Below are 13,756 nucleotides of genomic sequence, written 5' to 3' on the forward strand. Positions count from 1 at the left end.
CCCTTGCGCGGTGGCCCTGGCCCAGGTCGCGCCAGCCTCATGCGTCGCAGGTGCTGCGTAGCGCCAGCGAAAACTGAAATGCGGTTGGGAACCGTCACGTAACCGGTTCTGTGCAAAATAGAAACCCAATTACATCCAAAGGACGGCCAACGCCATGCAGATCTACCGCGCCACCAAGATCGTCGCCACCCTGGGCCCCGCCTCCAGCGACCCGCAGCTGCTGGAGCAGATGATTGCCTCGGGCGTCAACGTGGTGCGGCTGAACTTCAGCCACGGCAAGGCGCAGGATCATGTGGAGCGCGCCGCCATGGTGCGCGAGGCCGCCCAGCGCGTCGGGCGCGAGGTGGCCATCATGGCCGACCTGCAGGGCCCCAAGATCCGCGTGGGCAAGTTTGCCGACGGCCGCGTCATGCTGGAGTCGGGCCAGCCCTTTGTGCTGGACGCGTCGCGCGCTGAAGCTGGCGACCTGCGGGGCGTGGGCCTGGACTACAAGGAGCTGCCGCGCGACGTGAAGCCCGGCGACGTGCTGCTGCTCAACGACGGCCTCATCGTGCTGCAGGTGGACGCCGTGCGCGGCGAGGCCGTGCACACCACGGTGAAGGTGGGCGGCGAGCTGTCCAACAACAAGGGCATCAACAAGCAGGGCGGGGGGCTGACGGCGCCGGCCCTCACCGGCAAGGACATGGATGACATCAAGACCGCCATGAGCTTTCAGGCCGACTACGTGGCGGTGAGCTTTCCCAAAAACGCCACCGACATGGAGATGGCGCGCCAGCTGTGCAACGTGGCCGCGGCCGAATACCGCCACAAGCCCGGCCTGATCGCCAAGATCGAGCGTGCCGAGGCCATCCCCCGCCTGGAGGAGATCCTGCGCGTGTCCGACGGCATCATGGTCGCGCGCGGCGACCTGGCCGTGGAGGTGGGCAACGCCGCCGTGCCCGCGCTGCAAAAGCGCATGATCCGCATGGCGCGCGACATGGACAAGGTCGTCATCACCGCCACACAGATGATGGAGAGCATGATCACCAACCCCGTGCCCACGCGCGCCGAGGTCAGCGACGTGGCCAACGCCGTGCTGGATGGCACCGACGCGGTGATGCTCAGCGCCGAGACGGCGGCCGGCAAATACCCGCTGGAGACGGTGCAGGAGATGGCCAAGATTTGCGCCGCCGCCGAGGCCGCCGAAGACTTTGACCGCGACTCCGACTTCATCGGCCAGACGGCAGGGCGCATTGACCAGTCCATCGCCATGGGGGCGCTTTTCACAGCCCACCACCTGGGCGCCAAGGCCATCGTTGCCATGACCGACAGCGGCTCCACCGCGCTGTGGATGAGCCGCCACCGCATCCACATTCCCATCTACGCGCTCACGCCCCGGGTGGCCACGCAGCGGCGCATGGCCATGTTTCGCAACGTGCGCCCGCTGCTCATGGACACCAGCGCCGACCGCGACACCGCGCTGGAGCAGGCCGAGAACCACTTGAAGATGCGCAACATCGTGCAGCAAGGCGACCTGTACGTGATCACCTGCGGCGAGCCCATGGGCGCGCCCGGCGGCACCAACATGCTGAAGATCTGCCGCGCAGGCTGACTGCGATCACGGCGCCGATCACGGCGTGAAAGGCATTCAGCCTTTTACAACCCCCGTTTTCTTCAGCGACCGCACAAGAATATACAAAACGAGCCAGCCAACCAATCCGACAAGGAAGAATTCGATGGCTGGCAAGGCCGCCGCGCCAATGATGCGGAACTCGCTCCATAGCTTTGAAGTCATGAGGGCGAGAATCAACAAGAAAAACGTGTTGTATTCCTTGACGAGAACGCGGCTCCAGTTGAAGCGCATTTCTGCAATTGAGCTGCTCCAGCCCTTCCAGCGCGGCAGCCAGCGGTTCACGCGACGGCAATACTGGTTGTATTCTTCTCCGAATTTATTCCTTAAAAAATCTTCCTCTGCCGCCACGATGCTGCCATAGACAAAAATGATGAATGGAACCACGATCAGGTGAAAGGCATACGAATGGACAATGAATGCAAAACCCACGGCCATCAGGATGTTGCCAACATAGAGCGGGTTCCGGCAGTGTGCGAAAACGCCGCCCTGTATTAATTTGCTGGCATAGACCTGGCGGTTTTTCCCGCCTCTTTCAATGTATTCATAACCAATCGTGACGATGCGCAGGGCTTGCCCCATCAGGGCGATGATGACTCCTGCTACATCGAATGCGATATTCAGGTCTGATCGCCCAAGGGGGTATGACGGCTGCTCCAGCAGAAGGGCCAGGATGAGCAGCAAAGGTCCCAATATGTTGCGGTAGCGAAAGAAAAACTTTCCGATATTTTTATTCATATGCCTATGCGTTCTTCAGGTTTGATTTTCGGAAGGGTGAGGCAAAAATTCATGGCAGGCGCTGAAAAATGGTTTCTGCTTGAAGGCGGCTTACTTGATGGCCAGGAATCCCTCGAAGCAAATCATCTTCTGGATCGTCATGATGTCCTGGAAGCCCGCTCGCCTGAGTAAATCAATGTTGCCCTGGGTTGAAAACGGCTCCATGACGCCCTTGATGCTCCGGGATTTGTTGATGATTTCGGCTTCGCTGAAGCCGTTGTCAATTTTGAAATCGATATAGACCTGGTTTGCATAGTCCTGAAACCTGCCATCAGGAGCGCGGACTTTTTCAAACATGAAAAAGGCTCCGCCCCAGTTCAGGGTTTGGTAGATTTTTTCGACAAGTGCCTGCCTGATTCTCGGGGGCATGAATTGAATGGTGTAATTGGCAATCACCATGTCGCATGGCTGTAGCTCAATATCCAGCACATTGGCGTTGATGAAGGAGATGCGCGAATCATGGGCGGCATTGTTGATGGCTTTGCCAATCATGTCTGGCACGGTATCAATGCCGATGAGTTTTAGCGCGTCTTTTTGTGGGTGTTGCTCGGCAAGCTTGAGTAGCATCTGGCCGGTGGAGCAGCCAATATCGTAAATAATGCTGTCTGGTTTTAGAAAGAAATCGCTGTAGCGGCGAATTAGATCGTGGCCGTGTGCGTACAGCGGGATTGATTTTTGTATATGGGAATCAAAACTCTCGCTGATGTTATGGAAAGACCATCCCGCATTGTGTTGATTGATGTTTTCGTCAACAGCCTTCATTCTCTGTCCTCTTGATGTGAGAAAAGAATTAAAACAATCCAGGGCGCCATGGCAATGGGTGTCTGGTGGCGCCTGATCAATACATTCGCCAGCAGGCACGCAAGGGCGCCTTGCCTTCCGTGCAAGGGTGTTGCGCAGGAAGTGGCGGGCAAGGCGGATGAAAGACTTGGCCCCCGGATGTTCGGCACCATAGGCTTGGGCACTTAACAGGGGCTTAACTTTTGCCGGGGGTGGCGCGGCGACAATGGGGCCATGCGAATCCTTGTGGTGGAAGACGATGCGGGCATTGCCGACGGGCTGCGCACCAACCTGCAGCAACGCGGTTATGCCGTGGATGTGTGCGATGGCGTTGCCTCGGCCTGGAACGCGTTGCGCGCCGAGCCCTTCGACGCCGTGCTGCTGGACCTGGGGCTGGCCGACGGTGAAGGCAGCGAACTGTTGCAGCGATTGCGAACGAGCCCGCCAACTGCCGGCCTGGGGGCGGGCGCGCCGACGCTGCCCGATCCTGCGACGCCCGTGCTCATCGTGACCGCCCGTGACCGGGTCAGTCAGCGCATTGCGGGCCTGGACCAGGGCGCCGACGACTACCTGGTCAAGCCCTTTGATGTCGATGAGCTCGACGCACGTTTGCGTGCGCTGCTGCGCCGGGCGGCGGGACGGGCATCGCCCACCATCCGCTATGGGGCTATTGAAGTGGATCCGGCAGCGCGCACGGTGGTGCAGGATGGCAAACCGGTCGAGATGTCGCCCCGCGAGTTTTCCGTGTTGCTGGTGCTGCTGCAGGCCCGGGGCCGTGTGCTGTCACGCCAGCAGATCGAAGAGCGCCTGTACAGCTGGCAGTCGGCCATCGAAAGCAACGCGGTGGAAGTGCATATCCACCATTTGCGGCGCAAGCTGGGCAGCGGGTGTATCCAGACCATGCGGGGCGTGGGCTACTTCATGCCGCAGGAGGCTGTGTGATGCCGGCACCGGATTCCGCTGACCAGCCGGCTACGGGAGCGGGTCGCCATTCCCTGACCCGGCACCTGCTGCTGTGCTCCCTGGGTGCGCTGGTGCTGGTGTGGGGCAGCTTTGTGTTCATGGGATACCGGGCCGGAGTGCACGAAGCCGATGAACTGACCGATGGCCATCTGGCCAGTGTGGCGGCGCTGCTCATCAATCTGCGCGCTTCCGAGGCCGTGGAGGCGTCCGTCACCACGCAGCGCACGCCGATGCCGTGGCTCAAATCGCATGATTACCAGCAATCCATCAGCGTGGTGCAGTGGGATGCCAGCGGGCGGGTGCTGGCGCAAAGCGGCAGCGCGCCATTGCCCGACTTCGAGGTCCCGGAGGGGTTTGCCGACTTGCGCCTGGGGCCGCAGGCCGTGGCCTGGCGCAGTTTTTCGCATTGGGATGCGGCAAAAGCCCGCAAGGTCATGGTGCTGCTGGAGTTGCGCGAGCGTGACGAGCTCGCGCAGGACATCGCCGAGCAGATGGTCGAGCCCGGGCTGTGGCTGCTGCCCGTGGTGGCGCTGGCCCTGGGCCTGGCCTTGTGGCGCGGCTTGCAGCCCCTGTATGCGCTGTCCGCCGAGGTGGCGGCGCTGGACCCCTCCAGTACGCAGCGGCTGGCGTCACGCCACGCATGGCGCGAGCTTGAGTCGGTGGTGGCGTCCATCAACACCCTGCTGGATCGGCAGCAGGACGCCCTGGTGCGCGAGCGCCGCCTGGCCAACGAAGTGGCCCACGAGCTGCGCACGCCGCTGTCGTCCATAGCGCTGCAGGCCAGTGCGCTGGGCGGAGGGCTGGAGCCGCAAGCCCAGGCGCAGGCCGTGGCGCGGATAGGGCAGGACGCACTGCGTGCCGGCCATGTGCTCAATCAGTTGCTGGCGCTGGCACGGGCCAGCCGTGCACAGTTGCATGAGGCCAAGGCGCCGGTGGATCTGGTGGCCATGGCGCGTGCGGTGTGTGCCGACTATGCGCAGGCCGCGTGGCAGCGGGGAGGCGAGATCGCCCTGGAGGCGCCCGATGGCCTGGAGTTGGCGGGGAATGCGGTGCTGCTGGATCTGGCGCTGCGCAACCTGGTCGAGAACGCCCTCAAGCACACGCCGCACGGCACCCGGATTTCGGTGCAGATCGGGCAGTCCGACGCCGGGGCGGCCTGGCTGCAGGTGTGTGACGACGGCGGGCGGCTCAAGGCGGGCAGCGAGCGCTTGGCGCACCCGGTGGACAGCCTGCATCTGGGGCATGAAATTGTGTTGCGCGTGGCAGAAATGCATGGCGGCGCCTTTGGCGCGGCTGCCGCGCCGGCGCCATTCACCACCAGCTACCGCCTGGATTTCCCGCAGCTTGCCACGGTGGTGGCCGGTTAAGATCGCGGGTTACCAAGCGGTTACCGCCGCCTGATCCTCAACCCTCGAACGGATTCACGACCATGTCCCTCGTCTCGATGCGCGAACTGCTCGACCATGCCGCCGACAACGGCTATGGCATCCCCGCCTTCAACGTCAACAATCTGGAGCAGGTGCAGGCCGTGATGGCTGCCGCCGATGAGGTGGGCGCGCCGGTGATCCTGCAAGCCAGCGCCGGCGCCCGCAAGTACGCCGGCGAGAGCTTTATCAAGCACCTGATCGCCGCCGCTGCCGAGGCGTATCCGCACATCCCCCTGGTCATGCACCAGGACCACGGCACCAGCCCCGCCATCTGCAAGGGCGCGCTGGAGCTGGGCTTCGGCTCGGTGATGATGGACGGCTCGCTGCGCGAAGACGGCAAGACCCCCGCGGACTTCGACTACAACGTGCGCGTCACCCAGGAAGTGGTGGCCATGGCCCACAAGATCGGCGCTACCGTCGAAGGCGAACTGGGCTGCCTGGGCAGCCTGGAGACCGGCGAGGCGGGTGAGGAAGACGGCGTCGGCGCGGCTGGCAAGCTCAGCCACGCCCAGCTGCTCACGGACCCCGAGGAAGCCGCGCAGTTCGTCCAGGCTACGCAGCTGGACGCGCTGGCGATTGCCATCGGCACCAGCCACGGCGCCTACAAGTTCTCGCGCCCGCCCACGGGTGACGTGCTGTCGATCCGCCGCGTCAAGGAAATCCACGCGCGCATTCCCAACACCCACCTGGTGATGCACGGCTCGTCCAGCGTGCCGCAGGATCTGCTGGCCCTCATCAACCAGTTTGGCGGCAAGATGAAGGAAACCTACGGCGTGCCCGTGGCCGAGATCCAGGAAGCCATCAAGCACGGCGTGCGCAAGATCAACATCGACACCGATATCCGCTTGGCCATGACCGGGGCGGTGCGCAAGTTCCAGGCCGAGAACCCGGACAAATTCGACATGCGCGAGTGGATGAAGCCCGCGCGCGAGGCCGCCAAGGCGATCTGCAAGCAGCGCTACCTGGAGTTCGGCTGCGAAGGCCAGGGCGCCAAGGTCAAGGGCGCCACGCTGGCCGTGATGGCGCAGAAGTACGCGGCGGGCGAGCTGGCGCAGGTGGTGAACTGAGCGAGCAACAGTCGCTGAGCGACTGCCCCGGCAGTTTGCGATAACAAGCAGGGTAACGGCAGCCTTCGGGCTGCCGTTTTCTTTTGTGGGCAATGCGCGTTCTTCTGGCGGTTATCGCACGTGATCCGGGCGGAAAAATTCTTCATGTAAGATCATGTACAAAACTTTGAGGAGAAACCGCATGCAATCCAACCCCGTAGCCCAGGCGCAGCGCATAGGCGTGCCCAGGGAGATCTTTGCTGGCGAGAAGCGCGTGGCCACCGTGCCGGATGTGGTCGAAAAGCTCATCAAGCTGGGCTTTTCCGTGGCGGTGGAGTCCGGCGCCGGTGAGGGGGCCAACTTCAGCGACGACGCCTACCGCGCCGCCGGGGCGGAGATCATCGACGGCGCCGCAGCGCTGTGGGCCGCGTCCGACATCGTCTTCAAGGTGCGCCCGCCCAGCGGGGCCGAGGTGGGGCTGATGCGCGAGGGCGGCACGCTGATCGACTTCATCTGGCCTGCGCAGAACCCCGATCTGATGCAGCAGCTGGCCGCGAAAAAGGCCACCGTGCTGGCCATCGACTGCCTGCCGCGCACGCTGAGCCGTGCGCAGAAGATGGATGCGCTGACCTCCACGGCCGGCGTCAGCGGCTACCGCGCCGTGATCGAGGCGGCGAATGCCTTTGGCCGCTTCTTCAACGGCCAGATCACGGCGGCGGGCAAGGTGCCCCCGGCCAAGGTGTTCATCGCGGGCGCGGGCGTGGCCGGTTTGGCCGCCATCGGCACGGCGGCCAACCTGGGCGCCGTGGTGCGCGCCAACGACACGCGCGCCGAGGTGGCCGACCAGGTCAAGTCGCTGGGCGGCGAGTTCGTCAAGGTGGACTATGAAGAAGAAGGCTCGGGCGGCGGCGGCTACGCCAAGGTGATGAGCGAGGGCTTTCAGGCCGCGCAGCGCCAGATGTACGCCACGGAAGCGAAGAACGCCGACATCATCATCACCACCGCGCTGATCCCCGGCAAACCCGCGCCCAAGCTCATCACCGCCGAGATGGTGCAGAGCATGAAGCCCGGCAGCGTGATCGTTGACATGGCCGCCGAGCAGGGCGGCAACTGCGAGCTGACCGTGCCCGGCGAGGCCGTGGTGCGCCATGGCGTGACCATCATCGGCTACACCGACCTGGCCTCGCGCCTGGCCAAGCAGTCTTCCACCCTGTACGCCACCAACCTGCTGCGCCTGACCGAAGAGCTGTGCAAGGCCAAGGACGGCGTGGCCGTGGTCAACATGGAGGACGACGCGATTCGCGGCCTCACCGTCATCAAGGACGGCGCGGTGACCTGGCCCGCGCCGCCTTTGGCGCCGCCGCCCGCCCCCGCGCCCAAGGCCGCCGCTGCGCCGGTGGAGCAGAAGAAGTCGGGCCACGGCCACGGCGCGGGTGCGCCCATGCCCGCCAAGACGCTGGCCATTCTCTTTGCCGTGGCGGCGGTGGTGTTCTGGTTCATCGGGGCCTATGCGCCCGTGGCCTTCCTGGGGCATTTCACGGTGTTCGTGCTGGCCTGCTTCATCGGCTACATGGTGGTGTGGAACGTCACGCCCGCGCTGCACACGCCGCTGATGAGCGTGACCAACGCCATCTCCAGCATCATCGCCATCGGCGCGCTGGTGCAGATCGCGCCGCCCGAGGCCGGGGCGAACGGACGGCCCGATGGGCTCATCATGTGGCTGGCCTTCGCCGCGCTGGTGCTCACGGCCATCAATATGTTCGGCGGCTTTGCCGTCACGCGCCGCATGCTGGACATGTTCCGCAAATAAGAAACACAACGACAAGGAAAGACGGTCATGTCCCAAAGTCTCGCCACGGTGGCTTATCTTGGTGCCGCCATTCTCTTCATCCTCAGCCTGGGAGGGCTGTCCAACCCCGAAACCTCGCGCCGGGGCAACCTGTTCGGCATGATCGGCATGGCGCTGGCCGTGCTGGCCACGGTGTTCGGCCCGCGCGTGGGTGCATCGGGCATTGCCTGGATCGTGGGCGCGCTGGTCATCGGCGGCGGCATCGGCCTGTATGCCGCCAAGGCGGTCAAGATGACGCAGATGCCCGAGCTGGTCGCCCTCATGCACAGCCTGGTGGGCATGGCCGCCTGCCTGGTGGGTTTCGCCAGCTATGTGGATACCTCCATTGAGCTGCAGGGCGCCGAGAAGATCATCCACGAGGTGGAGATCTACGTCGGCATCCTGATCGGCGCCGTCACCTTCAGCGGCTCGCTCATCGCCTTCGGCAAGCTCAACGGCAAGATCGGCGGCAAGCCGCTGCTGCTGCCCGCACGCCACTGGCTCAACCTGGCGGCGCTGCTGGTGGTGATCTGGTTCGGCCGCGAGTTCCTGCGCGCCGAAACCGTGGAGCAGGGCATGCTGCCGCTGATCGTGATGACGGCGATCGCGCTGCTGTTCGGCATCCACATGGTCATGGCCATCGGCGGGGCCGACATGCCGGTGGTGGTGTCCATGCTCAACAGCTACTCGGGCTGGGCGGCGGCGGCCACGGGCTTCATGCTCAGCAACGACCTGCTGATCGTCACCGGCGCGCTGGTGGGCTCGTCGGGCGCCATCCTGTCCTACATCATGTGCCAGGCGATGAACCGCAACTTCATCAGCGTGATCGCGGGCGGCTTCGGCTCGGGCGGCGGCGCGCCCGCCAAGAAGGGCGAGGCGGCAGAGCCCCAGGGCGAGGTGGTGCCCGTCAGCGCCGCCGAGACGTCCGAGCTGCTGCGCGATGCCAAGAGCGTCATCATCGTGCCCGGCTACGGCATGGCCGTGGCCCAGGCCCAGCACACGGTCTATGAGATCACCAGAACCCTGCGCGACAAGGGCGTGGAAGTGCGCTTCGCCATCCACCCCGTGGCGGGCCGCATGCCCGGCCACATGAACGTGCTGCTGGCCGAGGCCAAGGTGCCCTACGACATCGTGATGGAGATGGACGAGATCAACGCAGACTTCCCCGACACCGACGTGGCCATCGTCATCGGCGCCAACGACATCGTGAACCCCAGCGCCCTCGACGACCCCGCCAGCCCGATTGCGGGCATGCCGGTGCTCGAAGTGTGGAAGGCCAAGACCTCCATCGTGATGAAGCGCTCCATGGCATCGGGTTACGCGGGTGTTGACAACCCGTTGTTCTACAAGGAGAACAACCGCATGCTGTTCGGCGACGCCAAGAAGATGCTCGACGAGGTGCTGGCGGGGCTGAAAGACTAGTTCTGTCCCGCATATCACGCCCCAAGTCGAGGGGGCATAATCTCCTGATAAAAGCACGGCCGTGCGAATTTATTCGCCACGGCTGGCAACCGATGCCATACATCAGGAGACAGCTGCATGACCGACCGCCCATGGCTTTCGGCGTACCCGCCGGGTGTGCCCTCCGACATTGATCCGACCCAGTACGCATCGCTGGTGCAGCTCATGGAGCAGGCATTCCGTGACTACGCGGATCGCACGGCCTACAGCTTCATGGGCAAGGAGGTCAGCTTCCGGGAGACCGACACCCTCAGCCGCCAGCTGGGGGCCTACCTGCAAAGCCTGGGCCTGGCGCGCGGTGACCGCGTCGCCATCATGATGCCCAATGTGCTCCAGTACCCGGTCGCGGTGGCTGCGGTGCTGCGCGCGGGGTTCGTGGTGGTCAACGTCAACCCGCTCTACACCCCGCGCGAGCTGGAGCACCAGCTCAAGGACTCGGGCGCCAAGGCCATCGTCATCATCGAGAACTTCGCCGCCACGCTGCAGGCGTGCATTGCCCAGACCGCCGTGCAGCATGTGGTGCTGTGCGCCATGGGTGACCGGCTGGGGTTGATCAAGGGACTGCTGGTCAACCAGGTGGTGCGCAACGTCAAGAAACTGGTGCCGCCCTATCAGCTGCCGGGCGCCGTGGGTTTCAACGACGCCCTGGCCCGGGGCGCGGCGGCCACGCTGTGCCAGCCCGACCTGGGGCCGGACGACATCGCCCTGCTGCAGTACACCGGCGGCACCACGGGCGTGAGCAAGGGCGCCGTGCTGCTGCACCGCAACCTGATCGCCAACGTGCTGCAGTCCGAGGCCTGGAACGACCCGGCGATGAAGCGCATCCCGGCGGGCGAGCAGCCCACCGGCGTGTGCGCGCTGCCGCTGTACCACATCTTCGCCTTCACGGTGAACATGATGCTGTTCATGCGAACGGGCGGCAAGCTCATCCTGATCCCGAATCCGCGCGACATCCCGGCCGTGCTCAAGGAGCTGTCCAAGCACCGCTTTCACAGCTTCCCGGCCGTCAGCACGCTGTTCAACGCGCTGGTCAACCACCCTGATTTCGACACCGTCAACTGGAGCCACCTGAAAGTCTCGGTCGGCGGCGGCATGGCCGTGCAGGCGGCGGTGGCCCGGCAGTGGCTGGACAAGACCGGCTGCCCCATCTGCGAGGGCTACGGCCTGTCGGAGACCAGCCCCTCGGCCAGCTGCAACCCGGTCACGTCCCGGGAGTTCTCGGGCAACATCGGCGTGCCCATTCCCGGCACCTGGATGCGCATCCTCGACCACGAGGGCCGCGACATCTCCGCCACCGGCAAGCATGGCGAGATTGCCATCAAGGGCCCGCAGGTCATGGCGGGCTACTGGCAACGCCCCGACGAGACCGCCAAGGTCATGACCGCCGATGGCTATTTCAAGTCGGGCGACATCGGTTTCATGGATGAGCGCGGCTACTTCAAGATCGTGGACCGCAAGAAGGACATGGTGCTGGTCAGCGGCTTCAAGGTCTATCCCAACGAGGTGGAGGAGGTGGTGGCCCTGGTTCCCGGCGTGCTGGAATGCGCGGCCGTCGGCGTGCCCGACGAGCGCACCGGCGAGGCCATCAAGCTGGTCATCGTCAGAAAAGACCCCCACCTGACCGAGGAGCAGGTGCGCGAATACTGCCGCGCCAACCTCACCGGCTACAAGCAGCCCAAGGTGATCGAGTTCCGCGACGAACTGCCCAAGACCCCGGTCGGCAAGATACTGCGCCGCGAGCTGCGCGATAAAAAATGAACAACCCCCTGTGGCGCTGCGCGGCTCGGTGCGGCCGCCAGAGGCGGTAGCCCTTCGGGCCGTCCAAGCCTGCGCAGGCAGGCTCGGAGCCGCGGCCCTCAGCCCTCGCTGCGGGTCGGCCCTTGCCCGGCTGCCGCCGAGATTGGGCGCGTCGGCTGCATACTCCTGGCCCATGACTACAGCCATTCTCAGCGCCCTGTCCGAAGAGCAGGGCGGCCTCATGCACGCCCTGCAGCAACCCGAGCAACTGCGTCACGCGGGCCGCGTCTTCTGGCGCGGCCGCCTGCATGGCCAGCCCGTGGTGCTGGCGCTGTCGGGCATAGGCAAGGTGGCGGCGGCCACCACGGCCGCCGTGCTGGCCGAGCGCTTCGGCCCGGCGCGCATGGTGTTCACCGGGGTGGCCGGCGGCGTGGGCGAGGGCGTGCAGGTGGGCGACGTGGTGGTGGCGCAGGACTACCTGCAGCACGACTTTGACGCCTCGCCCATCGTCCCGCGCTGGGAGGTGCCCGGCTACGGCGGCGCGCGCATGGACTGCGACGCAGCGCTGACTGCTCTTCTTTCAGGAGCTGTTCGCGATTGGTTGACAAGGGCTCAGGGTACTTTTGATGCAAATTCCCAGCCGCGACTCCACCAGGGCCTGATGGCCAGTGGCGACCGCTTCGTCTCGGCGGCGCAGGAGTCGCGCGCGCTGCGCGCAGCGCTGCTGGCCGCAGGCCACGACGTACTGGCCGTGGAGATGGAAGGCGCCGCCGTGGCCCAGGTCTGCCGCGACTACGGCCTGCCCTTCGCCGCCGTGCGCACCATCTCCGACCGCGCCGACGACAGCGCGCACGTCGATTTCCCCTGGTTCGTCGAGCATGTGGCCGGCCGCCATGCGCAGGGCATCGTCAACAGCCTTGTGCAGCGCCTATGAGCAGCACCCCGAGATCACCTGCGCGGGCGTGGGCATGCCCCGATTATTCGGCGGCCGGGCGGCCTTTCGCCAACCGGAGCCAGCCGACCAGCGTGCAGGCCATCAGCACGAAGCCGATGTAGCCGTAGGCCGGGTAAACGGTGCCGACGAGCTGGATGAATCCGACGAAGCTCCCTGCCAGGGCGAGCGCGCCCGCGATGGCGCTGGTGGTGCGAAAGCGCCGCTTCGACGCGGCGGCGGTGGGCGTGATGCGCGCGACGAAGGCGTAGAGCATGCCCACCGCCGTGTTCAGGATCATGCCGAAGATCACCAGCGACATCAGGTGGCCCAGCCATGGCGAGATCTGCGTGGCCAGGGCCAGCATGGGCATGGACACGCCGCTCAGGCTGTCCATGCGCCAGTACATGGCGGCGGCGATCAGCAGCATCAGCACGCCCAGCAGCAGGCCGCCAAGCACGCCGCCCCACAGCGCGTTGCGGCGCGAGCTTGCCTGCCCGCCCATGATGACCAGGAACGGCAGGCCCGCGACCAGGTTGTACGACACGTACAGCAGCGCCGCCACCAGCCAGTGGCCCGCTCCCCGGGGCTGCTGCGCGGCGGCCTGCGCCAGCGCCTCGTGCCCGGCGTGGGGCGTGGCCAGCACGTAGCCCGTGACGACGAGGGTCATGAACATCAGGAGTGGCGTGACCGCGCCGATGAGCGCGATCACGCGGCCCAGGTCCAGGCAGACGATCAGCACCGTCGCCACCGTGGCGAGCACACTGCCCCAGACCTCGGGCCAGCCCAGCCACTGCTGCAGCAGCGAACCGGCCCCGGCCAGCATCACCACCGTGATGGCGAACAGGAAGAAGGTAATCAGCGCATCGAATGCCAGCCCCAGGTGTCGGCCCAGCAGGGCGTGGATGACCTCCTTGTGCGAATGCGCGTGCAGCCGCTGCGCCAGCGTGGACAGCGCCATCGCGAGGAACACGAAGACCAGCCCCGCGATCACGCTGCCGACCAGGCCGAGACGGCCGAAGCTGGCGAAGAACTGCAGTATTTCCTGCCCCGACGCGAAGCCCGCGCCCACGAGCACGCCGACGAAGGCGCCTGCGATCCGGATGATTTCTCCACTGGCCCGCATGGTGCCGCTGCCTTTCTTTTTTTATGGCGCTGTTCGCGTTACGTATTGATTTCGTCCATACTGTTGTCCAG

Annotated in this window: 11 protein-coding genes; 8 read left to right on the plus strand and 3 right to left on the minus strand. The window is 65.1% G+C overall.

The genetic code is table 11. From position 1 onward, the window contains the following. Positions 1-154: 154 nt before the first annotated feature. Positions 155-1,591, plus strand: a complete 1,437-nt coding sequence (pyk, locus tag OX89_RS14640) for a pyruvate kinase (RefSeq protein WP_047351181.1) — start codon at positions 155-157, stop codon at positions 1,589-1,591. Between the two features lie 36 nt (positions 1,592-1,627). Here pyk and OX89_RS14645 read toward each other — a convergent pair whose 3' ends face one another. Together OX89_RS14645 and OX89_RS14650 are read right to left on the minus strand one after the other, a co-directional pair. Continuing rightward, positions 1,628-2,347, minus strand: a complete 720-nt coding sequence (locus tag OX89_RS14645) for an isoprenylcysteine carboxylmethyltransferase family protein (protein ID WP_047351182.1) — start codon at positions 2,345-2,347, stop codon at positions 1,628-1,630. 90 nt (positions 2,348-2,437) lie between these two features. After that, positions 2,438-3,466 carry a methyltransferase domain-containing protein gene (locus tag OX89_RS14650; RefSeq protein ID WP_234305584.1) on the minus strand — a complete coding sequence of 343 codons (1,029 nt, stop codon included), beginning with the start codon at positions 3,464-3,466 and terminating at the stop codon, positions 2,438-2,440. Here OX89_RS14650 and OX89_RS14655 point away from each other — a divergent pair. The 7 genes from OX89_RS14655 (at position 3,401) to OX89_RS14685 (ending at position 12,562) form a co-directional block, all read left to right on the plus strand. After that, complete coding sequence (locus OX89_RS14655; RefSeq protein ID WP_047351184.1) at positions 3,401-4,108, plus strand: response regulator transcription factor; 708 nt, start codon at positions 3,401-3,403, stop codon at positions 4,106-4,108. The two genes, OX89_RS14650 and OX89_RS14655, sit on opposite strands and share 66 nt — an antisense overlap. After that, on the plus strand, positions 4,108-5,496 hold the full coding sequence (locus OX89_RS14660) for a two-component sensor histidine kinase (RefSeq protein WP_047351185.1): 1,389 nt from the start codon (positions 4,108-4,110) through the stop codon (positions 5,494-5,496). Before OX89_RS14655 ends, OX89_RS14660 begins: the two co-directional genes overlap by 1 nt. A gap of 62 nt (positions 5,497-5,558) precedes the next feature. Continuing rightward, the gene (gene fba / locus OX89_RS14665; RefSeq protein WP_047351186.1) at positions 5,559-6,623 is read left to right on the plus strand and encodes a class II fructose-bisphosphate aldolase; all 1,065 of its coding nucleotides are present in this window, start codon (positions 5,559-5,561) and stop codon (positions 6,621-6,623) included. Positions 6,624-6,804: 181 nt separating this feature from the next. Continuing rightward, complete coding sequence (locus OX89_RS14670) at positions 6,805-8,412, plus strand: Re/Si-specific NAD(P)(+) transhydrogenase subunit alpha (protein ID WP_047351187.1); 1,608 nt, start codon at positions 6,805-6,807, stop codon at positions 8,410-8,412. Positions 8,413-8,439: 27 nt separating this feature from the next. After that, positions 8,440-9,852, plus strand: a complete 1,413-nt coding sequence (pntB, locus tag OX89_RS14675; protein WP_047351188.1) for a Re/Si-specific NAD(P)(+) transhydrogenase subunit beta — start codon at positions 8,440-8,442, stop codon at positions 9,850-9,852. 117 nt (positions 9,853-9,969) lie between these two features. Continuing rightward, complete coding sequence (locus tag OX89_RS14680) at positions 9,970-11,649, plus strand: long-chain-fatty-acid--CoA ligase (protein ID WP_047351189.1); 1,680 nt, start codon at positions 9,970-9,972, stop codon at positions 11,647-11,649. 172 nt (positions 11,650-11,821) lie between these two features. Then, a complete protein-coding gene (locus OX89_RS14685) occupies positions 11,822-12,562 on the plus strand; it encodes a 5'-methylthioadenosine/adenosylhomocysteine nucleosidase (protein ID WP_047351190.1) in 741 nt (246 codons plus the stop codon). 43 nt (positions 12,563-12,605) lie between these two features. Here OX89_RS14685 and OX89_RS14690 read toward each other — a convergent pair whose 3' ends face one another. Further along, entirely contained in the window at positions 12,606-13,685 is a 1,080-nt protein-coding gene (locus tag OX89_RS14690) for a membrane protein (RefSeq protein ID WP_047351191.1), read from the minus strand. Between the last annotated feature and the right edge of the window lie 71 nt (positions 13,686-13,756).

The sequence above is a fragment of the Diaphorobacter sp. J5-51 genome, assembly GCF_001023515.1.
Taxonomy (GTDB): domain Bacteria; phylum Pseudomonadota; class Gammaproteobacteria; order Burkholderiales; family Burkholderiaceae_C; genus Diaphorobacter; species Diaphorobacter nitroreducens.

What these genes read in the sequence shown, in the direction of transcription:
- fba (WP_047351186.1), top strand. Translation starts at nt 5,559, where the DNA reads ATGTCCCTCGTCTCGATGCGCGAACTGCTCGACCATGCCGCCGACAAC.
- pyk (WP_047351181.1), top strand. Translation starts at nt 155, where the DNA reads ATGCAGATCTACCGCGCCACCAAGATCGTCGCCACCCTGGGCCCCGCC.
- OX89_RS14645 (WP_047351182.1), bottom strand. Translation starts at nt 2,347, where the DNA reads ATGAATAAAAATATCGGAAAGTTTTTCTTTCGCTACCGCAACATATTG.
- OX89_RS14660 (WP_047351185.1), top strand. Translation starts at nt 4,108, where the DNA reads ATGCCGGCACCGGATTCCGCTGACCAGCCGGCTACGGGAGCGGGTCGC.
- OX89_RS14690 (WP_047351191.1), bottom strand. Translation starts at nt 13,685, where the DNA reads ATGCGGGCCAGTGGAGAAATCATCCGGATCGCAGGCGCCTTCGTCGGC.
- OX89_RS14655 (WP_047351184.1), top strand. Translation starts at nt 3,401, where the DNA reads ATGCGAATCCTTGTGGTGGAAGACGATGCGGGCATTGCCGACGGGCTG.
- OX89_RS14680 (WP_047351189.1), top strand. Translation starts at nt 9,970, where the DNA reads ATGACCGACCGCCCATGGCTTTCGGCGTACCCGCCGGGTGTGCCCTCC.
- OX89_RS14685 (WP_047351190.1), top strand. Translation starts at nt 11,822, where the DNA reads ATGACTACAGCCATTCTCAGCGCCCTGTCCGAAGAGCAGGGCGGCCTC.
- OX89_RS14670 (WP_047351187.1), top strand. Translation starts at nt 6,805, where the DNA reads ATGCAATCCAACCCCGTAGCCCAGGCGCAGCGCATAGGCGTGCCCAGG.
- pntB (WP_047351188.1), top strand. Translation starts at nt 8,440, where the DNA reads ATGTCCCAAAGTCTCGCCACGGTGGCTTATCTTGGTGCCGCCATTCTC.